15 protein-coding genes are annotated in these 22,190 nt (G+C 62.8%); all 15 read left to right on the top strand.

Annotation, left to right across the window (positions count from 1 at the left end; genetic code table 11):
- Positions 1-54 precede the first annotated feature (54 nt).
- The 15 genes from C8C92_RS00890 to mlaE all read left to right on the top strand — a co-directional run bounded on the left by C8C92_RS00890 (position 55) and on the right by mlaE (position 22,119).
- Entirely contained in the window at positions 55-1,680 is a 1,626-nt protein-coding gene (locus C8C92_RS00890; RefSeq protein WP_243420078.1) for a ShlB/FhaC/HecB family hemolysin secretion/activation protein, read from the top strand.
- A gap of 56 nt (positions 1,681-1,736) precedes the next feature.
- Positions 1,737-3,518 carry a MotA/TolQ/ExbB proton channel family protein gene (locus C8C92_RS00885; protein WP_116742772.1) on the top strand — a complete coding sequence of 594 codons (1,782 nt, stop codon included), beginning with the start codon at positions 1,737-1,739 and terminating at the stop codon, positions 3,516-3,518.
- 13 nt (positions 3,519-3,531) lie between these two features.
- Positions 3,532-3,942, top strand: a complete 411-nt coding sequence (locus C8C92_RS00880) for a biopolymer transporter ExbD (protein ID WP_034753784.1) — start codon at positions 3,532-3,534, stop codon at positions 3,940-3,942.
- A gap of 10 nt (positions 3,943-3,952) precedes the next feature.
- Complete coding sequence (locus tag C8C92_RS00875; protein ID WP_243420077.1) at positions 3,953-4,669, top strand: TonB family protein; 717 nt, start codon at positions 3,953-3,955, stop codon at positions 4,667-4,669.
- 37 nt (positions 4,670-4,706) lie between these two features.
- Complete coding sequence (locus tag C8C92_RS00870; RefSeq protein ID WP_116742771.1) at positions 4,707-6,452, top strand: putative porin; 1,746 nt, start codon at positions 4,707-4,709, stop codon at positions 6,450-6,452.
- A gap of 9 nt (positions 6,453-6,461) precedes the next feature.
- On the top strand, positions 6,462-7,154 hold the full coding sequence (locus tag C8C92_RS00865) for a hypothetical protein (RefSeq protein ID WP_116742770.1): 693 nt from the start codon (positions 6,462-6,464) through the stop codon (positions 7,152-7,154).
- Positions 7,155-7,184: 30 nt separating this feature from the next.
- Positions 7,185-7,676 carry a YbjN domain-containing protein gene (locus C8C92_RS00860; RefSeq protein ID WP_243420076.1) on the top strand — a complete coding sequence of 164 codons (492 nt, stop codon included), beginning with the start codon at positions 7,185-7,187 and terminating at the stop codon, positions 7,674-7,676.
- Between the two features lie 210 nt (positions 7,677-7,886).
- Complete coding sequence (locus C8C92_RS00855; protein WP_116742769.1) at positions 7,887-10,991, top strand: DEAD/DEAH box helicase; 3,105 nt, start codon at positions 7,887-7,889, stop codon at positions 10,989-10,991.
- 50 nt (positions 10,992-11,041) lie between these two features.
- Positions 11,042-12,178, top strand: a complete 1,137-nt coding sequence (locus C8C92_RS00850) for a PAS domain-containing sensor histidine kinase (RefSeq protein WP_116742768.1) — start codon at positions 11,042-11,044, stop codon at positions 12,176-12,178.
- A gap of 137 nt (positions 12,179-12,315) precedes the next feature.
- The gene (locus C8C92_RS00845; protein ID WP_034753797.1) at positions 12,316-12,996 is read left to right on the top strand and encodes a response regulator transcription factor; all 681 of its coding nucleotides are present in this window, start codon (positions 12,316-12,318) and stop codon (positions 12,994-12,996) included.
- A gap of 155 nt (positions 12,997-13,151) precedes the next feature.
- Complete coding sequence (locus tag C8C92_RS00840) at positions 13,152-13,859, top strand: transposase (protein ID WP_116742767.1); 708 nt, start codon at positions 13,152-13,154, stop codon at positions 13,857-13,859.
- 194 nt (positions 13,860-14,053) lie between these two features.
- Positions 14,054-18,754, top strand: a complete 4,701-nt coding sequence (locus C8C92_RS00835; protein WP_116742766.1) for a glutamate synthase-related protein — start codon at positions 14,054-14,056, stop codon at positions 18,752-18,754.
- A 69-nt stretch (positions 18,755-18,823) separates the two neighbouring features.
- Positions 18,824-20,287 carry a glutamate synthase subunit beta gene (locus tag C8C92_RS00830; RefSeq protein ID WP_070290321.1) on the top strand — a complete coding sequence of 488 codons (1,464 nt, stop codon included), beginning with the start codon at positions 18,824-18,826 and terminating at the stop codon, positions 20,285-20,287.
- Between the two features lie 240 nt (positions 20,288-20,527).
- Positions 20,528-21,337: an ABC transporter ATP-binding protein gene (locus C8C92_RS00825; RefSeq protein WP_099764359.1), complete on the top strand. Its 810-nt coding sequence runs from the start codon at positions 20,528-20,530 to the stop codon at positions 21,335-21,337.
- A complete protein-coding gene (gene mlaE / locus C8C92_RS00820; protein ID WP_116742765.1) occupies positions 21,334-22,119 on the top strand; it encodes a lipid asymmetry maintenance ABC transporter permease subunit MlaE in 786 nt (261 codons plus the stop codon). The genes C8C92_RS00825 and mlaE overlap by 4 nt, the downstream gene beginning before the upstream one ends.
- Positions 22,120-22,190 lie beyond the last annotated feature (71 nt).

Genomic DNA, 22,190 nt, shown 5'->3' with positions numbered 1-22,190 from the left:
GCAATACCGGGTAGGGCAACCGTTTGATTTTAAGGTGAATGGAAGATGCGTGAGATGAAGAAACGAGGTAACGGTGCGCCGCAGGCGCCCGCAACCGCCTTGACGATGCTGTGCCTGGCCATGCTGGCGCTGCCCGGCATGGCGCACGCCCAGGACGCGGTGCCGGCAGCCGCCCCCGTGGCCGCGCCGGAACGGCAAGTGACGATCGAGGAATACCTGGTGCGCGGCAATACCGTGCTCGATGCGCGTGCCATCGAAGAGGCGGTCACGCCGTTCCTGGGGCCGGGCCGCACCCTGAAGGACGTGGAAGGGGCGCGCGACGCGCTCGTTGCGGCCTATCAGGCGCGCGGCTACCAGTCCGTCTACGTCGACTTGCCCGAGCAGCAGGTGGAGCAGGGCGTGGTGGTGCTGCAGGTGAGCGAAACCAAGGTGGGCCGCTTGCGCGTGGTCGGTGCGCAATACAACTCGCCGCTCGACGTGCGCCAGCAAGTGCCGGCACTGACGGAGGGCAAGGTGCCCGACTTTACCCAGGCGCAAGTGGAACTGACGGCCCTGAACCGCGGTCCCAAGCGTCAGGTGATGCCGCTGGTCAAGCAGGGCAGCCTGCCCGGCACCATGGACGTGGACTTGAAAGTGGAAGACAGCAGCCCGTGGCGCGCCAGTGTCGGCTTGAACAACGATTACAGCGCCGATACGAAGAAATTGCGTACCAGCATGTCGCTGGGCCACGACAACCTGTGGCAACTGGGCCATAGCGCCACCATCAGCTTTTTCGGCACGCCGGGCGACCTGAACCAGACCAAGGTCTGGTCCGCCTCGTACGTGGCGCCGATCGGCACGCAGGGCTGGAGCGTGGAAGCGACCGGCTACCAGTCGAACAGCAACGTGGCCAGCACGGGCGGCACCAGCGTGCTGGGCAAGGGCCATGCGCTGGGCATGAAAGTCAACTACACGGTGCCCAACAGCGGCATCTGGTGGCACAGTTTTTCTGCCGGCATCGATTTCAAGGATAACCAGGAAGCGCTGAAACTCAATGGTGCCGGCTCCAGCGTTCCCTTGAAATACGTGCCGCTGAGCGTGTCGTATAACGGCTTTGCGCAGACGGAGGCGGCGACCTACGGCCTGGGCCTGTCGCTGGTGGCCGGCACGCGCGCTTCGTTCGGCTATGGCAGCGACAGCGCCGCCTACGACAACAAGCGCTACAAGGCCTCGCCCAGCTTCCTCGTGCTGAAGGGCGACGCCAACGCCACGTATACCCTGGGCAGCGGCGCGCAGCTGTACGGCAAGCTGGCGGGCCAGCTGGCCGATGCGGCGCTGGTGTCGGGCGAACAGATGGCCGCCGGCGGCGCCAATTCCGTGCGCGGCTACCTGTCGGCCGAGGCGACGGGCGACTACGGCGTGTCGGGCACGCTCGAATGGCGCACGCCGCAGCTGACGTATTTCAGCCGCCTGGAAAACTGGCGTCTGTACGCGTTTGCCGATGGCGCGCGCCTGCGCCTGCGCGATCCGATGATCGAGCAGAAAGACCTGTTCGGCCTGGCGTCCGTGGGCCTGGGCAGCAGCTTCCAGTTCCTGCGCTACCTGAATGGCCGCATCGACTTTGCGTATCCGCTGCGCGATGGCCCGCGCACGCACAAACACGTGCGCCGCATCAATTTCAACCTGTCGGCCAGCTACTGACGGGCCAGCTCACCAGCACTGCACTTTTTTAGACTTTTCTTCGGAGAATTACTGTCATGCAACGTCTTCTTTTCTTGCTCACGATCCTGGGCACGCTCGTTCCCGGCCTGGCGCACGCCTGGTGGCAGCCCGACTGGGCTTACCGCAAACCCGTCACCGTTGACGCCGGCCCGAAGGCGGGCGCCGTGGGCGGCGATCCCGGCCGCATTCCCGTGCTGCTGCGCTTGCATTCGGGTAATTTCAACTTCGAAGGCGTCAGCGACAGCGGCGCCGACCTGCGCTTTGTGGCGGGCGACGATAAAACGGTGCTGAACCACCAGATCGAGCAATTCAACCCGCTCCTGGGCATCGCCCTGATCTGGGTCGACGTACCGGCCCTGACGGCCGGCACGCCGCAGCAGCTGTGGATGTACTATGGCAATCCGAAGGCGCCCGCGTCCGGCAACGGTCAGCGCACTTTTGATCCCGACTACAGCCTGGTGTACCACTTCAGCGAGCCAGGCGTGCCCTCGCGCGACAGCACCGCCTACGGCAACCATGCCCAGACGGCCGTGCCGGCGCTGGACGGTTCCGTCATCGGTGCCGGCGCCCGCCTGGGTACGGCACCATTGATGCTGCCCGCCTCGCCGTCGCTGGCGCTGGCCGCCGCTGCGCCATTTACCTTCTCGGCCTGGGTACGCCCGGACAGCCTGGGCGCGCAGCAAGTACTGTATGCACGCCGCGACGGCGCCAATGAATTGCTGATCGGTATCGACCAGGGCGTGCCGTTCGTGCAGGTGAATGGCCAGCGCAGCAAGCCGGGCCAGCCGATCCAGGCCGCGCAATGGTCGCACCTGGCGGTGAAAGCCGACAAAGCCAACGTGGCCCTGTACGTGGGTGGCCGTCCGGCCGTCTCGCTGACCACCGCCTTGCCAGCATTGACGACTGCCGCCTCGGTGGGCGCCGATGTGCCGCCTGTCGCCACCGGCACCGCCACCCTGGCCAACTTCACGGGCGCCATCGACGAGCTGCGCCTGTCGCGCACGGCCCGTCCCGATGCGCTGCTGCTGGCCGATGCCGTCTCGCAAGGTTCCGAATCGCGCCTGGCCGTGTTTGGCGCCGATGAACAGCAAGCGGGCAAAAGCCATTTCGGTTTCATCATCGCCGCCATGCCGCTCGACGCCTGGATCGTCGTCGGCTTGCTGGGCCTGATGATGGTCTTGTCGTGGATCATCATGATCGGCAAGGGCCGCAGCTATGGCGCCATCGCGCGCGCGAATGCGCAATTCATGCAGTCGTTCCACGAAGCGGCCGGCGCGCCGCTCGACCACCTGGCGCGCAACGGCAAGCTGAGCGCCTCCGTGAAGACGGATTCCTCGCTGTGGCGTTTGTATGACGTGGCCATCGACGAGATGCGCCGCCGCCACGACCGTGGCTACGACCTGAACGCCGTGTCCAACGCGACGATCGGCGCCATCCGCGCCGCCATGGATGGCGTGATGGTGCGCGAAAGCGAACGCATGTCGAAGCGCATGATCTGGCTCTCGACCACCATCGAAGGCGCGCCGTACGTCGGCCTGTTCGGCACCGTGATCGGCATCATGCTGGTGTTCGTCGTGGCGGCCATGGCCGGCGCCGTGGACATCAACTCGGTGGCGCCGGGCATGGCGGCAGCATTGCTGTGTACGGCTGCCGGCCTGGGCGTGGCGATTCCCGCGCTGTTCGGCTACAACTGGCTGTCTTCGCGTTCGGACGCCATCGTCGCCGATATGGCCGTCTTCGTCGACGAATTCGCCACGCGCCTGGCGGAAGAGCAGGGCGACGGACGCCAGATGCGTCCCGTGCTGCAACAGGCGTGAGGGGCACATAACCATGGCCACCTCCGCCAAGTTTACCCCCCGCAAGCGTAGCGGCGGCATCAACATCACGCCCTTCGTCGACGTGCTGCTGGTGGTGCTGGTGATCTTCATCTTGACCAGCAATGCCAGCATTCCGGGCATCAAGGTCGACCTGCCCAAGGCCAGCTCGGCCATGGCGCTGGAAAAACCGAAGACCAAGGCCATCACCATCGACAACGCGGGCCAGGTCTTTCTCGATGCCTATCCCGTCACCCTGCCCGAGCTGGAAGAGCGCTTGCGCACGGAAAAGGCCCTGACGCCCGACTTTCCCGTGATCGTGCGTGGCGATGCCGCCGTGCAATACGCGAAAGTGGTCGAAGTGCTCGACTTGCTGCGCCGGATCGACCTGAACCAGGTGGGTCTGGTGACCGGCAAGCCGGCATGAGGAGCGCAAGGTGAAGCGTGACGACATGATGAAGATGGCCGCCTCGGAAGCGTCGGGCGCGGCGCAGTGGTGGCGCCGCTGGGGCGGCGTGGCCGGCGGCGCGCTGCTGGCCGGTGCGCTGGCCGCGCTGGTCTGGTATTTGCTGTCGGACACGGCGGCCACGAAGCGCGAAGTGGCGGCGCCGCCGATGCTGATGCTGCCACCGCCACCACCGCCGCCGCCGGAACCGGAAAAACTGCCGGAACCGACGCCCGACAAGGTGGTGCCGGAAGTGTCGGAACCGGAACCGACGCCGGCCGACAAGCCCATGGATGACGCGCCGGAAAGCCCGTCGCCGGACAAGGGCGACCCCGTCACCATCGACGGTGCGGCGCAGGCCGGCAGCGACGCCTTCGGCATCCAGGCCGGGCGCGGCGGCGGCATGAGCGGCAGCGGCGGTGGCGGCGGCCTCGGTGCGGGATCGTATGGCCGCTATGTGGCCAATGCCTTGCAGATGGCGTTCGCCCGCGACCCGCGCACGCGCCAGCTGGCATTCGCCGACATCCGCGTCGACCTGTGGCTCGATACGGAAGGCCGGACGGCTAAGGTCCAGCTGGTGCAAGGCACGGGCAATGCGCAGACGGATGAGCAGGTGCTGGCCATGGTGCGCGACTTCCGCGCCGATGAGCGGCCGCCGGCGTCGTTGCGTTTCCCGGCGCGCGTATCCATTAAAGGCCGCCGCCCATAGCGTCCTTAATTCATATTAATTTTTACCGAAAGAAGCGATGAACCTCATATTTTCTTCCTCACAGGGCCTGCGCCGCCTTCCGCTGGCGCTCGCTGCCCTGGCCCTGAGCGTGGCGGCGGGCGCGGTACAAGCCCAAGCCCAAACCGTTGCACCGGCCGACAGCACCATGGTCAAACTGATACGTGGCCTGATCCAGAGCGGCGCCCTCAACAAGGATGCCGGCGAGGCGCTGCTGGCGCAAGCGCAGAGCGAAGCGCTGGCCGCGGCGCAAGCCCGTCCGGCCGCCGCGCCGGCCGCCCTGGCGCAGGTACAGCCAGGCGACGTGCGCGTGCCGTATCTTTCACACACCGTGCGCGAGCAGATCCGCGACGAGATCAAGGGCCAGGTCATGGCCGAAGCGAAGGCGGGCGGCTGGGCGGCGCCGAATGAAACGCCGGCCTGGACCAAGCGCATCCGCGTCGAAGGCGATGTGCGCGCGCGCTACGAATCGCGCTACTACGACATGGCCAACAGCAATATCGAGATCGACTGGCGCTCGCTCAACAACGGCAGCGGCTATGACGTCAATTCGAACACCAATCTGGCTCTGCCGGCGCTGCTCAACACGCGCGAAGACCGCAAGCATTTGCTGCGCGCGCGTGCCCGCCTGGGCATCCTGGCCGACATTTCCGACAGCACGCAAGCGGGCATCCGCCTGGCCAGCGGCAACGACGACAGCCCGGTATCGACCACGCAAACCCTGGGCGGCGGCCTGGGCAAGAAAAACATCTGGCTGGACCAGGCCTGGCTGTCGTATCAGCCCGCTTCCTGGCTGAAACTGACGGCGGGCCGCTTCGATAACCCGTTCGTGTCCGGTGATGAACTGTTTTCCAGCGAACTCAATTTCGACGGCATCGCCGCCAAGCTGCAGCAACCGGTGGGCGCGAACAAGGACGTCACCGTGTTCGGTACGCTAGGCCTGATTCCGCTCGAGTATTCGTCCGACAATGCGCCTAGCCGCAGCCAGGCAAAAATGTCCAGCGAAAACAAATGGCTGCTCGGTGCGCAGGTGGGCGCGTCGTGGAAGATCAATAGCGAGCATCAGTTGCGCGGCGCCCTGGCCTACTACAACTTCCGCAACATCAGCGGCGAATATTCGCAGCCGTGCGCGCTGTACGCGGGCGCCGATGGCTGCAGCACGGACTGGTCGCGTCCATCGAGCATGCAAAAGGGCAATAGCTTGATGCTGCTGCGCAATATCGCGCTCAATCCGCTCGATCCGGCGAATACGCCGCAGCCGCAATTCGTGGGCCTGGCGTCGAAGTTCCGCCTGGCCAATATCAATGCGCGCTGGGATAGCAAGGTGGCCGGCGGCAAGGACTTGCGCATCGAAGGCGATTATGTGCGCAACATGGCCTACGACAAGAGTCAAATGTGGGCGCGCGCCAAGGGCGGCATCATGAACAACTTCGGCGGCACGGGCGGCGTCTCGCAAGCCGATTTCAGGAGCGGCGGCAACGCCTACATGCTGCAGGCGACTCTGGGCAAGGCGAACACGCAAGCGCGCGGTGACTGGAACGTGCTGCTTGGCTACAAGCGCATCGAACCGGATGCCTTGCCTGACGCCTACAACGATTCCACCTTCCACCTGGGCGGCACGAATGCGCGCGGCTACTACCTGGGTGGCGCGTATGCGCTCGACAAGAATACCTGGCTGAACGGTCGCTGGACGTCGAGCCGCGAAGTGTTCGGTTCGGCGCTGTCGATCGACACCCTGCAAATCGAACTGAACGCGCGTTTTTAAGGAGCCATGATGTTGATATTCAACAAAACGCGCTTGCCGCTCCTGCTGCTGATGTTGCTGGCCGGTGGTGCCGCCCAGGCGCAGGGACAGAAGGGGCAAAGCATGGAAGAGCGTTTGCGGGCCGAGTTGCGCAATGTCACGGCGCAATTGCAGCAGACGCGTGGCGAGCTGGAAGTGCTGAAAGCCAAGGGCGGGCCTGCCGCCAAGGCCGCGCCCGCTGCTGCAGCTGCGCCTGCCAGCGATGGCTTGAAAAAGGAGCTGGCCCGCAGCCAGTCGCAGCTGGCGCAAGAGCGCGCGCAACGGGAAAAACTGGGCGAGCAGCAACAGCACAGCGCGGCCGCCGCGCAAGAGGCAACGGCCAACCTGGCGCAATTGCGCCAGGCCAGCGAGCAGCTGGCCGCTACGGGCAAGCAGATCGAAGCGGAGCGTGCGCGCCTCGACGGCGAAGTGGCGTCGCAGCGCGGCGCGCTGGCGCGCTGCGAAAGCAAGAATGCCCAGCTGTATGCGGCCGGGCAGGAAATCCTGCAAGCGTATGAAGGCCTGGACGTGCTGGGCGTCATGCAGGCGCGCCAGCCATTCGCCGCGCAAAGCCGGGTCAAGCTCGAGCAAATCGCCCAGCAGTATGGCGATCAGTTGTACCAGGGCCGCTTTGACGCGCGTCAGACGGCAACGCCGGCCGCGCCCGCAGCAGCCCCCCAATAATTTTATCTTCTTGAAATGAATGGAATGACGATGGAACACACCAACACCAACTTGCTGACCACCCTGAATGCGGAACAAACGGCCGAGGCCATCAAGGCGGCCGGCTGCGCCGTGACGAGCATCGAACACGACGGCGTCGTGCGTCTGCACAGTGCCAGCCATGGCATCGGCTTTCAAGTGCTGTGGGGCAATGAAACGGCGCCCGGCCAGTACGCGGACCTGACCCTGAGCTGCCCGCTGCGCGTGCAGGGCGGCGACTTGCCGGCCGGCTTGCTGGCCGAATGGCACCGCAGCAAGCGTTTTGCCCGCGTGGCCCAGCATGGCGATTTCGTCGTGCTGGAAATGGATGTGCTGGTCGCCGGTGGCGTCAGCAGCGAGTACCTGAATATCAATCTGCAACTGTGGACGCAGATGATGGGCCAGTTCTTTTTGTTTTTGCGCAACTTTACGCCAGCCGATACGAGCACGGCACCGGTAGTCGAGGCCGCCAGTGTGGCGGAAGAAGAAACTGTGCCTGCCTGACAAGAGCCGTCCACAGGCGGCGAAGATGGCCGGTGACGGGCCACTTTTGCCGCTCGTGGGCCCCAAGTGTCGTATTAAATACTTATTTTTTAGGCATCGCGCATTAAAACTGTTCAAAGAGCGTGTGTGAATCAAGCCAGCAACGCCTGTATGGCGGATAATATTGCCTGTTGCCGATTTGGATACGACCTTTACACAAAAATGCGCCCCATGGATTTTACCCGCGACGAAACCAGTGAAACCCCAGTTGCCCCGGCCAGCGCGCCGGGAGCGCCTTTGCCGTATGCCGTGGCCACCTGGCTGCAGCGGGTGGAGGCTGCCGCCCATCCGAAGGCCGTGCTGAGCATTGCCGAACCGGACCCCAAACTCAACGCGCATCGATTGATTTACGTGCTGGCGCCCACCAGCGGTGGCCGCCATGTGGCCCTGTGCCTGTACAAGGCGCGGCTGCGGCCGAATGGCGACGTGGCGGCGGCTTCCCCCATCAGCGAAATCTTTTCGCTGCTGTCGGCGCCTCCCACGTTTTTGACGCCGTTTGATGAAGACCTCGTGCGTTTCTTCGTGGCCATGCGCAGCGGGCAGAATTCGCAGACGGGCAGCGCCACGGAGCCGAAGGGCAAGGTGGGCGCGGCCCTGCTGAAAATGCTGGCCGAGCAAGATAAACTGTTGTGGGCCAATTCCTGGGCCGATGTCGGCAATGGCCTGGTGTACCCGTTGAAGGAAGGTCCCGTGCGTCCCGCGCGCCTGTTCTGGCGCGACGAAGGCAAGACCATGCGCCTGGGCTGGCAAGTGGACCCGCCGGAAGGTGCGAAGCACCATGGCGCCGACCAGATCGACTACATGCTGCCCACCGATCCGCCGTGGTACATCGACAATCTGTCGTGCGGCGTGCTGGAACTGAATCAGGGCGGCTCCGACATTTCCCTCGCCGATCTGCAGGCGCTGGTGGCACAGGCGCCGCCGTTGAATGCGAACGACAAGGTACGCGTGTCGCAACTGCTGCTGGCGCAAGGCTTGCAGCATTTGATGCCGCTGCCGCAACCGTTGCCGCAGCGCTTGCGCAAGGACGTGCCGGCGCAACCGGTCTTGCTGCTCGACAGCGCCCTGCTGGCCGATGGCAGCGCGCAGCGCTGGAGCGATTTCGCCGTGCTGTCCTACGACTACGATGGCGAGCGCGTCGCGTTCGACCCGTCGCAGCGCGTGGTGCGGCAAGTGGGCGAGGTGACGGAAATTATCCAGAGAAATACGCTCGATGAAGCGCGCGCCCTGGCCACCCTGGCCGAGCTGCAATTCAAGAAGCCGGGCTCGGCCCCCTTGAGCGGCTTGAAGGGCGCCTTGCAACTGCCTTCCCAGGCGGAATGGCTGCGTTTTGCCGAGTCCGGCATCGACGCCTTGCGCAAGCAGGGCTGGATCGTGGAAAAGACGGCCAAGTACCGCTACGACGTGAGCGAAGCCGGTGACTGGTACGCCGAGATCGACGACCAGGACCCGGACAGCGGCAACGCCTGGTTCGAGCTGGAACTGGGCATCGTTGTCAACCAGGAAAGAGTGCCGCTGCTGCCCGTGCTGGTGCAGCTGATCCGCAACGCGCCCAACGATTTCAACCCGAAAGTCATCGAGGCGCATGCCGACGATGACCAGATGCTGGCGACCTTGCCGGACGGCACGCGCGTCGCCCTGCCCTGGGGCCGGGTGCGCCCCATCCTCAACACCTTGGGGGAACTGTACTTCAGCGACAAGATCAAACATGCGGTGCGCATGTCGACCCTCGACGCGGCGCGCCTGGAAGAACTGGCGCGCGGCCTGGAACTGCGCTGGACGGGCGGCGAGCAATTGCGCGCCATGGGCCGCAAGCTGAGCCAGTTCGGTTCCGTGCAAAAAGTGGCGGCGCCAGCCGGGCTGCAGGCCACCCTGCGCGACTACCAGGCCGATGGCCTGGCGTGGATGCAATTCCTGCGCGACCATGACCTGGCCGGTATTTTGGCCGATGACATGGGTCTTGGTAAAACCGTGCAGACCCTGGCGCATATCCTGGTGGAAAAGGAAGCGGGACGCCTCACGCATCCGGCGCTCGTGATTGCACCGACGAGTTTGATGGGCAACTGGCAGGACGAGGCGGCCAAGTTTGCGCCCAGCCTGAAAGTGTTGCTGCTGCAGGGCAAGGACCGCGCCCAGCAATTCGACCAGATCGACCAATGCGACCTGGTGCTGACCACCTACGCGCTGTTGCCGCGCGACGAGGAAACCTTGCGCGAGCACGATTTCCACCTGGTCATCCTCGACGAATCGCACTACATCAAGAATACGCGCAGCAAGGCGGCGCAAAGCGCGGGCCTGTTGCGCGCGCGCCACCGCCTGTGTTTGTCCGGCACGCCGCTGGAAAATCACCTGGGCGAACTGTGGTCGCAATTTCACTTCCTGCTGCCGGGCTTGCTGGGCGACGAGAAGACGTTTAACACCCAGTTCCGCCATCCGATCGAGCGCCAGGACGATCCGCTGCGCCGCATGCTGCTGAACCGCCGCATCAAACCGTTCCTGTTGCGCCGTACGAAGGACAATGTGGCCAAGGAATTGCCGCCGAAGACGGAAATGGTGCGCAAGGTGGAACTGACGGGGCCGCAACGCGACCTGTATGAAACCGTGCGTCTGGCGATGGATCAAAAAGTGCGCGAAGAAATCGACAAGAAGGGCGTGGCGCGCAGCCAGATCGTCATCCTCGAAGCGCTGCTGAAACTGCGCCAGGTCTGTTGCGATCCCCGTCTGGTGAAATCCTTGCCGGCGAAGAAGCAGTCGGCCGGTTCGGCCAAGCTGCTCGACCTGATGCAGATGGTGGAAGACTTGCTCGACGAAGGGCGCAAGATCCTCGTTTTCTCGCAATTTACCAGCATGCTGGAATTGATCGAGGAAGAGCTGGAATCGCGCGACATTCCCTACGCCTTGCTGACGGGCGAGACGAAGGACCGGGGCGCGCAAGTGGCGGCCTTCCAGCAGGGCGCCGTGCCCATCTTCCTGATCAGCCTGAAGGCGGGCGGCGTGGGCCTGAACCTGACGGCGGCCGACACGGTCATTCACTACGATCCATGGTGGAATCCGGCGGCGGAAAACCAGGCCACGGACCGCGCCTGGCGCATCGGCCAGGACAAGCCCGTGTTCGTGTATAAACTGATCGCCAAGGGCACCCTGGAAGAAAAAATCCAGTTGCTGCAGCAAAAGAAATCGGAACTGGCGCAATCGATCCTGGCCGAAGGCGAAGCGCAGAAGATGGCGCTCACGCAGGAAGACTTGCAGCAGATTTTCGCTCCGCTGGAAGATTAAGGGGGCCGCTGGCCCTATACTTGGCGCTTCTTTCTTGCCAGGTATAAAGCATGCTGCCCTTTCTGCCGTTTATTGTATTGCTGCTTGCCGGCGCCATCCTGATGGCGCTGCGTTTCGTCCAGTTGCGCCGCGCCCTGCTGCGCGCGCGCGCGGGCGAAGCGCAGTTCCGCCTGCTGGCCGAACACGGCCGCGATGCGGCTTTCCTGCTCGACGCCAGCACCTTCGAATTACTCTACATCAGCCCCGCCGCGCAGCGCCTGACGGGCCATGACTTGCCCGCTTTGCAGAACCACGCGGCGCGTCTGGCGGCGGATCTGCCGGCCCGCTTGCAGCGCTGGCGCGCTGGCGACACCAGCCGCTTGTCCCTGCTGCGCGAAGTGGAGCTGCCGCATGCAGACGGGCATCTATTGGCGCTGGAAATCAGCTCGACCATCGTGCCCGCCGCACCGGGGCGGGGCGAAACCGTCGTGGGTACGCTGCGCGACGTCAGCGCTGTTCAGGCACAGGAAGCTGAGCGGGAAAAGGAGCAAAAGCGCTTCGCCTCGATGCTGTCGCATGAATTTCGCACGCCGCTGGCCACCATCGACGGCGCCATCCAGCGCCTGGTCTCGACGTCGAAAGACGCCGACGAGGCCACGCGCAAGCGCTACGTGAAAATCCAGACGGCCGTCGACCGCCTGCTGGGCATGATCGACGATTATCTGTCGCCCGAACGCATGGCGGCCATCGGCCGCGAGCGGGCCGCCGACGGCATCGCGCCGCTGGCCTTGCTGCAGCAGGCGGCCGCCACCGTACCGGCCAGCCACCGCGTGCAGCTGGAACTGGACGAGGACTTGCCGGCCAGGCTGCGCTGCGACGTGCCCGGCATGGCCCTGTGCCTGAAAATCCTGCTGGACAATGCCGTCAAGTTCAGCCCGCCGGGGAGCAGCATCACCGTGTCGGCCAGGCTGGTACCCGAGGGCGGAGTGGCCCTGTGCGTGCGCGATGCGGGGCCCGGCTTGCGGGAAGAAGAACTGGCGCAGCTGTTCGATAAAGGCAGCCGTGGAAGCCATGCCACGCATCCCGGTGCGGGCCTGGGCCTGTACATGGCGCGCGCCGTGGTGGACGTGCATGGAGGGAGTTTGCAGGGGCATAATCTGCCCGAAGGAGGGGCGCTTTTCCGCATTTGGCTGCCGCTTCCTGTCTAGACAAGGAAAAGCCTTGCTTCCGCTGAAGGCAACCGTGATAATTCCTTGACGTAAACCTATTGTGCCGTCCATCATGGTGCAGAAGTGAATGGCATGGTTTGCCCACGGTAGCTCACTAACGGAAGAATGGCGTTGCAATGACGAAAATACTGATCGTCGAAGACAATCTGGACTACGCCGAAGACATGGCGGAGTTTCTCGTTGAGCTCGAACATGAAGTCCATATCACCAGCTCCGCTGGCGGGATGTGGACGGCGTTGAGCCATGGCAATGTCGGCGTGGTGGTGCTGGACCTGGGCTTGCCTGACGAGGACGGCTTCAACGTCATCCCCCGCATGCGCCAGCTGTATCCGCAAATCGGCGTGCTGGTGCTGACGGGGCGTGTCGCTTTCGACAGCCGCATCCTGGGCTTGCGCCTGGGCGCCGACCACTATCTGACCAAGCCGATCAAGTTTCCCGAACTGGCCGCCCACATCGAGGCGCTCGACCGACGCGTCGGCCCGCAAGATCCCGTGCCTGAACCAGGCAAGTGGACCTTGAAAGTAAGCGCACGCCAACTTGAGCTGATGGGCGCCGTCATCGCCCTGACGGAAAAGGAATTCAACTTCCTGCACTTGCTGACCATCAACACCCGCCCCGTGCCGCGCGACGTCATCGTGGCCGGCATGGGCGGCGAAGATCCCGATGCGGGCCGCCGGGTCGACATGCTGGTGTACCGCCTGCGCAAGAAAGCCAAGACGGGCCTGGGCCAGGACTTGCCGCTGCGCAGTGCGTATGGCGAAGGCTATAGCCTGTCGGCCAGCTTTAATCTGTCCTGATCGTCCCTATTGCACCGCCCGCAAGCGGGCGGCGGCACAAAAGGGACAGAGTCCAGCGTTTTTCGGCGTATTTTCAATAAAACAGGGTCAGAGTCGTGCCTAGTATGCAAAAGTGTGTAAAATCAAGGCCTTAGCCTTCATTTTATGACTTTGCCATGGCCCGTTTGCCCCGTCTCATCATTCCCGCACTGCCCCATTACGTGATCCAGCGCGGCAGCAACCGCCAGCCGGTGTTCCAGGACGCGTCCGACTACGCGCAATGCTTGTCCTGGCTGAAAACGGGCGCGAAAATGTTCAAGGTGGCCATCCATGCCTACGTTTTATTGCCTGATCAGCTACATTTGTTGGCCACGCCCAGCGATGCCACGGGTCTGGGACAGCTGATGCAGTGGCTGGGACGCTATTACGTGCCGTATTTCAACCAAAAATACGGCCGCGAAGGTGCTTTGTGGCAGGGACGCTACAAAACCTCCGTCATCGATGCCGACAATTTCTTTCTTACTTGCTGCCGCTACCTGGAGTGCGTGCCCGTGCAAACGGGCCTGGCGGCCCAGGCATTGGACCATGCATGGTCCAGTTATGCCCACCATGCCGGTGTGCGGCCCGATCCTCTCATCACCGACCATGCGCTGTACTGGGCGCTGGGCAATACGCCGTTCGACCGCGAGGCCGCCTATCTGCGCCTGGTCGAGCAAGGCCTGGGCAGCAGCCAGGTCAAGGTGGTGGAAGAGGCTGTATTGAAGGGCTGGCCGCTGGGTTCCGACGCTTTCAAGCAGGCGCTGGAGCAGAAAATGCAGCGGCAAGTGCTGCCTGCCAAGCGGGGCCGTCCCCGCAAAATCGCGGCCGCAACGGATGCCAATTGAAAAGCATTCGCATTTAAAACAAAAAATGGTTTCTTTCTGACGTTTTATTGAAATTGGTTCGACTATGTCCCTATTAAATTTTTAGGGCGGCAGAATCAAATTTAATTCGACTCCGACCCTAATTGTTGTAGTTGAGTTTTTTGTTGCGTTGCACTACTCTAGGTTTTCGATACTCATATGCAGCGGAGAAGCCCATGAAAGCGCAAGGCCTGTACGACCCAGCCAATGAACACGATGCCTGCGGCGTCGGTTTCGTCGCCCATATCAAGGGCAACAAGACCCATTCGATCGTCGAACAGGGTTTGCTGATTCTGAAAAACCTCGATCACCGGGGCGCCGTGGGCGCCGATGCGCTGATGGGCGATGGCGCCGGCATCCTGATCCAGATTCCTGACCAGTACTACCGCGAAGAAATGGCCAAGCAGGGCGTGGAATTGCCGCCGCCTGGCGAATACGGCGTGGGCATGGTTTTCCTGCCGAAGGAACACGCGTCGCGCATCGCCTGTGAACAGGAAATCGAACGCGCCGTGCGCATCGAGGGCCAAGTCGTGCTGGGCTGGCGCAACGTGCCCATCGATACGGACATGCCGATGTCGCCCACCGTGCGCGCCAAGGAACCGGTCATCCGCCAGATCTTCATCGGTCGCGGCCCGGACATCATGGTCACCGACGCGCTCGAGCGCAAACTGTATGTGATCCGCAAATCGTCGGGCCACGCCATCCAGGCCTTGAAGCTGCTGCACGGCAAGGAATTCTTCGTGCCATCGATGTCGGCCCGTACCATTGTGTACAAGGGCTTGCTGCTGGCCGACCAGGTGGGCGTGTATTACAAGGACTTGCAGGATGCGCGCTGCATCTCGGCCCTGGCCCTGGTGCACCAGCGTTTCTCGACGAATACCTTCCCCGAATGGCCGCTGGCCCACCCCTACCGTTTGATCGCGCACAATGGCGAGATCAACACGGTGAAAGGCAACTTCAACTGGATGCGCGCGCGCGAAGGCGTGATGAAGTCGGCCGTGCTGGGCGACGACCTGCAAAAGCTGTTCCCGTTGATCTATGAAGGCCAGTCCGACACGGCGTGCTTCGACAATGCGCTGGAATTGCTGTTGATGGCCGGTTATCCGATCGCCCAGGCGATGATGATGATGATCCCGGAAGCGTGGGAAAACCACACGACGATGGATGACAACCGCCGCGCCTTCTATGAATACCACGCGGCCATGATGGAACCGTGGGACGGCCCTGCCGCCATGGCGTTTACGGACGGCCGCCACATCGGCGGCACCCTGGACCGCAACGGCTTGCGTCCGGCGCGCTACATCGTCACGGACGACGACCTGGTGGTGATGGCGTCGGAATCGGGTGTGCTGCCGATTCCCGAGTCGAAAATCATCCAAAAATGGCGCTTGCAGCCTGGCAAAATGTTCCTGATCGACCTGGAAGCGGGCCGCATCATCGACGACCAGGAACTGAAAAACACCTACGCCAACGCCAAGCCGTACAAGGCGTGGATCAACTCGGTGCGCATCAAGCTCGACGAGATCAAGATGGCCGAAGGACAAGCCAAGCAAGACCGTGCCCAGGGCGAAAAAGAGCAGCCATCGTTGCTCGATCGCCAGCAGGCGTTCGGCTACACGCAGGAAGACTTGAAATTCCTCATGGCACCGATGGCCGTGGCTGGCGAAGAGGCGACGGGGTCGATGGGCAATGATTCGCCGCTGGCCGTCATGTCGAACAAATTGAAGCCGCTGTATAACTACTTCAAGCAATTGTTCGCGCAAGTGACGAATCCGCCGATCGACCCGATCCGCGAAGCGATGGTGATGTCGCTGGTGTCGTTCATCGGCCCGAAACCGAACTTGCTCGATACCAACAACGTCAATCCGCCGATGCGCCTGGAAGTGGCGCAGCCCGTGCTGGGTTTTGACGACATGGCGCGTCTGCGCAACATCAGCGCCCACACGGGCGGCAAGTTCAAGTCGTACGAACTGGACATCTGCTACCCGCTGGCCTGGGGCAAGGAAGGCGTGGAAGCGTGCCTGGCCTCGCTGTGTGCGGAAGCCGTCGACGCCGTCAAATCGGGCCACAACATTTTGATCGTCTCGGACCGCGCCATTTGCGCCGACCAGGTGGCGATTCCCGCGCTGCTGGCCACGTCCACCGTGCACCAGCACCTGGTGAGCAAGGGTTTACGGGCCTCCACCGGCCTCGTCGTGGAAACGGGCTCGGCCCGCGAAACGCACCACTTTGCCCTGCTCGCGGGCTATGGCGCGGAAGCCGTCCACCCGTATCTGGCCATGGAAACCCTGGCCGAGATGGCGCACGGCTTGCCCGGCGATTTGTCGGCCGAGAAAGCCATCTACAACTACACCAAGGCGGTGGGCAAAGGCTTGATGAAGGTCATGTCGAAGATGGGCATTTCGACGTATATGTCGTACTGCGGCGCGCAAATCTTCGAAGCCATCGGCTTGAACAAGTCGCTGGTGGACAAGTACTTCAAGGGCACGGCCTCGAACGTGGAAGGCATCGGCGTGTTTGAAGTGGCGGAAGAAGCGCTGCGCCTGCACGCGCTGGCCTTCGGCAACGACCCCGTGCTGATGGATAAGCTCGACGCGGGCGGCGAATACGCATTCCGCGTGCGTGGCGAAGACCACATGTGGACGCCGGATGCGATTGCGAAGCTGCAGCATTCGACGCGCAGCAACAATTTCTCCAGCTATAAAGAGTACGCGCAAATCATCAACGACCAGAGCCGTCGCCACCTGACCCTGCGCGGCCTGTTCGAGTTCAAGCTCGATCCGACCAAGGCGATCCCGCTCGACGAAGTGGAGCCGGCCAAGGAAATCGTCAAGCGCTTCGCTACGGGCGCCATGTCGCTCGGCTCCATCAGCACGGAAGCGCACGCGACCCTGGCGGTGGCCATGAACCGTATCGGCGGCAAGTCGAACACGGGCGAGGGCGGCGAAGATCCGAACCGCTACACGCAGGAATTGAAGGGCATCCCGATCCGCCAGGGCGACACCATGGCATCCATCGTGGGCGCCGAGCAGATCGTCGTCGATATTCCGCTGCAGGAAGGCGATTCCATGCGCTCGCGCATCAAGCAGGTGGCGTCGGGACGTTTCGGCGTCACGGCCGCCTACCTGAACTCGGCCGACCAGATCCAGATCAAGATGGCGCAGGGCGCGAAACCGGGCGAAGGCGGCCAGTTGCCGGGCCATAAAGTGTCCGAATACATCGCCAGCCTGCGCTTTTCCGTGCCGGGCGTGGGCCTGATTTCGCCGCCGCCGCACCACGACATCTATTCGATCGAAGATCTGGCGCAGCTGATCCATGACTTGAAGAATGCCAATCCGCGCGCCTCGATTTCCGTGAAACTGGTGTCGGAAGTGGGCATCGGCACGGTCGCTGCCGGCGTCACCAAGGCCAAGGCCGACCACGTGGTGGTCGCCGGCCACGACGGCGGCACGGGCGCCTCGCCTCTGTCGTCCGTGAAGCATGCGGGTACGCCGTGGGAGCTGGGTCTGGCCGAAACGCAACAAACGCTGGTCTTGAATGGCTTGCGCAGCCGCATCCGCGTACAGGCCGACGGCCAGATGAAGACGGGTCGCGACGTGGTCATCGCCGCCCTGCTGGGCGCTGACGAGATCGGCTTCGCCACGGCGCCGCTGGTGGTCGAAGGCTGCATCATGATGCGCAAATGCCATCTGAATACGTGCCCGGTGGGCGTGGCCACGCAAGACCCCGTCCTGCGCGCCAAGTTTTCCGGCAAGCCCGAGTATGTCGTCAATTACTTCTTCTTCGTTGCCGAAGAAGCCCGTCAATTGATGGCGCAGCTAGGTATCCGCACGTATGACGAACTGATCGGCCGCGTCGATTTGCTGGATAAATCGAAGGCGATTTCGCACTGGAAGGCGCAGGGCCTGGACTTCTCGGCCATCTTCTACAAGCCGGAAACACCGAGCGGCCAAGCCTGCCGCCACGTGGAATTCCAGGACCATGCGCTGGAGAAGGCACTGGACCACAAGCTGATCGCGCAAGCGCGCGCGGCGCTGGAAAAGGGCGAACGCGTCTCCTTCATCTCGCCCGTGCGCAACGTCAACCGCACGGTGGGCACCATGCTGTCCGGCGAAGTGGCGAAGAAATATGGCCACGCCGGTTTGCCGGACGACACCATCCACATCCAGCTGCAAGGCACGGCGGGCCAGTCGGCCTGCGCCTTCCTGGCGCACGGCATTACGATCGACCTGGTGGGCGAGGGCAACGATTACGTGGGTAAAGGCTTGTCGGGCGGACGCATCATCGTGCGGCCGAATACGGAATTCCGTGGCTGGGCCGTGGACAACATCATCATCGGCAACACGGTGCTGTACGGCGCGATTGCCGGCGAAGCCTTCTTCAATGGCGTGGCCGGTGAACGTTTTGCCGTGCGCAACTCGGGCGCCACCACGGTCGTCGAGGGCCTGGGCGACCATGGCTGCGAATACATGACGGGCGGCACGGTGGTGGTGCTGGGCAACACGGGACGCAACTTCGCGGCCGGCATGTCGGGCGGCATTGCCTATGTGTATGACCCGGCCGGCGACTTTGCCACCAAATGCAACACGGCCATGGTCAGCCTGGACAAGGTCGTGTCGGCAGCGGAACAGCATCTCGACCGCGACGCCTGGCATACCCAGCACCGCGACGGCGTGCCGGAAGCCGACGAAGTCATCCTCAAGCGCCTGATCGAGCGTCACTTCAAGCACACGGGCAGCACCCGTGCCCGCGTCCTGCTGGACGATTGGGCCGCGGCGCGCGGCAAGTTCGTGAAAGTCTTCCCGAACGAATACAAGCGCGCGCTGATTGAAATGGCTGCCGATGCCGCCATGGAAGTACAAGCCGTCGCCGCCTGAGCCAGCCGAGATGAATGTGAAGGGAGCGGCCGCGCCGCTCCCGCCAGCTAAAAATACAAAGGAACTATCGTGGGTAAAATTACCGGCTTCATGGAATTCAAGCGCCAGGACGAGCACTATCTGGAGCCTGCCGCGCGCCTGAAGAACTACAAGGAATTCGTGCTGCACCTGTCGGATGCGCAAGCCACCGTGCAAGGCGCGCGCTGCATGGATTGCGGCATTCCCTTCTGCACCACGGGTTGTCCCGTGAATAACATCATTCCTGACTGGAATGACCTGGTGTACCGCGGCGCCTACCGCGAAGCGCTCGACATCTTGCATTCAACTAACAACTTCCCGGAATTTACGGGCCGCATCTGTCCGGCGCCGTGCGAATCGGCTTGCACCCTGGGCATCCACGAAGATCCGGTCGGCATCAAGTCGATCGAGCATAAAATCATCGACATGGGCTGGGAGCACGGCTGGGTCACGCCGCAGCCGGCCTCTTTCAGCACGGGCAAGAAAGTGGCCATCGTCGGTTCCGGCCCTGCCGGCCTGGCGGCGGCGCAGCAGCTGGCGCGCGCCGGCCATGCCGTCACCGTGTTTGAAAAGAGCGACCGGGTCGGTGGTTTGTTGCGTTATGGCATCCCTGACTTCAAGATGGAAAAATCGCACATCGACTTGCGCGTGAAACAGATGGAAGCCGAAGGCGTGGTCTTCCGCACCAGCGTGCTGGTGGGCAAGGATTTCCCTGCCCACGTCAACAACTGGGCCAAGGAAACCATTTTCCCGGAAGACCTGGAAAAAGAATTTGACGCCGTCATCATGGCTGGCGGCGCCGAGCAGCCGCGCGACTTGCCCGTGCCGGGCCGCGAACTGAAAGGCGTGCACTTCGCCATGGATTTCCTGCCGCTGCAAAACAAGGTCAACGCGGGCGACAAGCTCAAGGACCAGATCAAGGCGACGGGCAAGCATGTGGTGGTGATCGGCGGCGGCGACACGGGCTCCGACTGCGTGGGTACCTCAAACCGCCATGGCGCCGCCTCGGTGGCCCAGTTCGAACTGATGCCGCAGCCGCCGGAACAGGAAAACAAGCCGCTGGTCTGGCCGTACTGGCCGACCAAGCTGCGCACCTCGTCCTCGCATGAGGAAGGCTGCGAGCGCGACTGGGCCGTGGCCACCAAGCGTTTCGAAGGCAAGGGCGGCAAGGTGGAAAAGCTGATCGCCTGCCGCGTGGAGTGGAAAGACGGCAAGATGAGCGAAGTGCCGAACTCGGAATTCGAGATGAAGGCCGATCTGGTCTTCCTGGCCATGGGTTTTGTTTCCCCTGTGCAGCAAGTGCTGCAAGCGTTCGGTGTCGATACGGATGCGCGCGGCAACGTCAAGGCGACAACGGATGGCGCCGGCTGCTACCAGACTTCGGTGGCCAAGGTGTTTGCCGCCGGCGACATGCGCCGTGGCCAGTCGCTGGTGGTCTGGGCCATCCGCGAAGGGCGCCAGTGTGCGCGCGCCGTCGATGAGTTCCTGATGGGTGCATCGCTGCTGCCACGCTAAGATTTGAGCTGGATCAAGCCAGGGCCACGGCGCGCGATGCGTCGTGGCCCTTGTTCTTTTACTCATGCCGCCGTGTGTGGCGGTGGCGCACGTGCAGGCTCGGGCTTTTTACAATAAAATATCTGACTTTCGATTCATTAGTGTTGTATTCTCCCCCTGTCCCGGGCCGTGCCAGGGGGTGTCTCAGCAGAGGTTGGCGTTTCTGCACTACAATACGCCATTAAAATAGTGAGCTTCGTCGTGCCAAATCTTGTTGAGATCCGTGATTTACACTTTGCCTATGGAGAACGTTCGATTTTATCGGGCCTTCAAATGGATTTCCCACGTGGAAAAGTTGTGGCCGTCATGGGTGGCTCCGGCAGTGGCAAGACGACCGTATTGCGCCTGATCGGCGGGCAGTTGCGCCCCAGTTCCGGCTCCGTGAATATCGACGGCCAGATCGTGCATACGCTCAAAACCGACGAGTTATATCAAATGCGCCGCAAGATGGGCATGCTGTTCCAGCACGGCGCCCTGTTTACGGATTTGACGGCGTTCGAGAACGTGGCGTTCCCCCTGCGCGAACACACGGATCTGAATGAAGAGCTGATCCGCACCCTGGTGCTGATGAAGCTGCACGCCGTGGGACTGCGCAACGCGGCGCAATTGAAGCCGGCCGAGATCTCGGGCGGCATGGGCCGCCGCGTCGCGCTGGCACGCGCCATCGCGCTCGACCCCGAACTGATCATGTACGACGAGCCGTTCGCCGGCCTCGATCCGATTTCCATGGGCGTGACGGCCAATTTGATCCGCAATCTGAACGATGCGCTGGGTTCCACGTCTATCCTGGTATCGCACGACGTGAAGGAGTGTTTCGCCATCGCTGATTATGTGTATTTTCTATCATCGGGCAAGATCGTGGCGCACGGCACGCCGGCCCAGATGGCCGTGTCGACGCATCCGTACGTCAAGCAGTTCGTCAATGCCGAAGCCGATGGCCCCGTACCGTTCCACTATCCGGGCAAGTCGCTGGCCGACGACCTGGGCTTGCACGCGGGAGCAGGCCGATGATCGCGCGTTTCCTGGCGGCGATCGGAGCATGGTTGCGGCGGTCAGTACAAGACCTCGGCTTTGCCGTACGTTCGTTCTTTCTCATCATCGCCTCCTCGGGGGGGCTGTGGCGCCGTCCGGGCCTGGTAATCGAGCAACTGTTTTATCTCGGCAGCCGGTCGGTGGTGATCATCGCCGTGTCCGGCCTGTTTGTCGGCATGGTGCTGGGTTTGCAAGGCTATTACACACTGAGTACCTTTGGCGCGACGCAGTCGCTGGGGCAGTTGGTGGCGCTGTCCTTGATGCGTGAACTGGGTCCGGTCGTCACGGCGCTGCTGTTCGCGGGCCGCGCCGGCACCTCGCTGACGGCGGAAATCGGCCTGATGAAGGCGGGCGAGCAATTGTCGGCCATGGAAATGATGGCCGTCAACCCGATCCAGCGCGTGCTGGCACCCCGTTTCTGGGCTGGCGTGATCGCCATGCCTATCCTGGGTGGCATCTTCACGGCCGTCGGTGTCATCGGCAGTTATCTGGTCGGCGTCGTGCTGATCGGCGTCGATGAAGGCTCGTTCTGGTCGCAGATGCAGGGCGGTGTGGATGTCTGGAAAGATATCGGCAATGGTACCTATGTCAAAAGCATGGTCTTCGGTATCGCGGTGACGTTCATCGCGCTGTTCCAGGGATATCAGGCACAGCCGACACCGGAAGACGTCTCCGGCGCCACCACGCGCACGGTGGTGATTTCGTCGTTGATGGTGTGGTGGCTCGATTTCATGATGACGGCGTTGATGTTTAGCAAGTAATTACCGATCAGCCAACAATAGCTGGCCTGGGCAGGATGTTGCGCAGGCGGCAGCAAGTAAAAATTATTTAG

Origin of the sequence: Janthinobacterium sp. 78 (genome assembly GCF_003096775.1) — a bacterium.
Classification (GTDB): Bacteria; Pseudomonadota; Gammaproteobacteria; order Burkholderiales; family Burkholderiaceae_D; genus Janthinobacterium; species Janthinobacterium tructae.
Note: the sequence above shows the minus strand (reverse complement) of the source record. Positions and strands in the feature narration are given on the sequence as shown.

Bases quoted from the DNA above. Each gene is read 5' to 3' on its own strand.
- C8C92_RS00880 (WP_034753784.1), top strand. From the start codon at position 3,532: ATGGCCACCTCCGCCAAGTTTACCCCCCGCAAGCGTAGCGGCGGCATC.
- C8C92_RS00850 (WP_116742768.1), top strand. From the start codon at position 11,042: ATGCTGCCCTTTCTGCCGTTTATTGTATTGCTGCTTGCCGGCGCCATC.
- C8C92_RS00835 (WP_116742766.1), top strand. From the start codon at position 14,054: ATGAAAGCGCAAGGCCTGTACGACCCAGCCAATGAACACGATGCCTGC.
- C8C92_RS00890 (WP_243420078.1), top strand. From the start codon at position 55: ATGAAGAAACGAGGTAACGGTGCGCCGCAGGCGCCCGCAACCGCCTTG.
- C8C92_RS00855 (WP_116742769.1), top strand. From the start codon at position 7,887: ATGGATTTTACCCGCGACGAAACCAGTGAAACCCCAGTTGCCCCGGCC.
- C8C92_RS00860 (WP_243420076.1), top strand. From the start codon at position 7,185: ATGGAACACACCAACACCAACTTGCTGACCACCCTGAATGCGGAACAA.
- C8C92_RS00885 (WP_116742772.1), top strand. From the start codon at position 1,737: ATGCAACGTCTTCTTTTCTTGCTCACGATCCTGGGCACGCTCGTTCCC.
- C8C92_RS00865 (WP_116742770.1), top strand. From the start codon at position 6,462: ATGTTGATATTCAACAAAACGCGCTTGCCGCTCCTGCTGCTGATGTTG.
- C8C92_RS00845 (WP_034753797.1), top strand. From the start codon at position 12,316: ATGACGAAAATACTGATCGTCGAAGACAATCTGGACTACGCCGAAGAC.
- mlaE (WP_116742765.1), top strand. From the start codon at position 21,334: ATGATCGCGCGTTTCCTGGCGGCGATCGGAGCATGGTTGCGGCGGTCA.
- C8C92_RS00840 (WP_116742767.1), top strand. From the start codon at position 13,152: ATGGCCCGTTTGCCCCGTCTCATCATTCCCGCACTGCCCCATTACGTG.
- C8C92_RS00870 (WP_116742771.1), top strand. From the start codon at position 4,707: ATGAACCTCATATTTTCTTCCTCACAGGGCCTGCGCCGCCTTCCGCTG.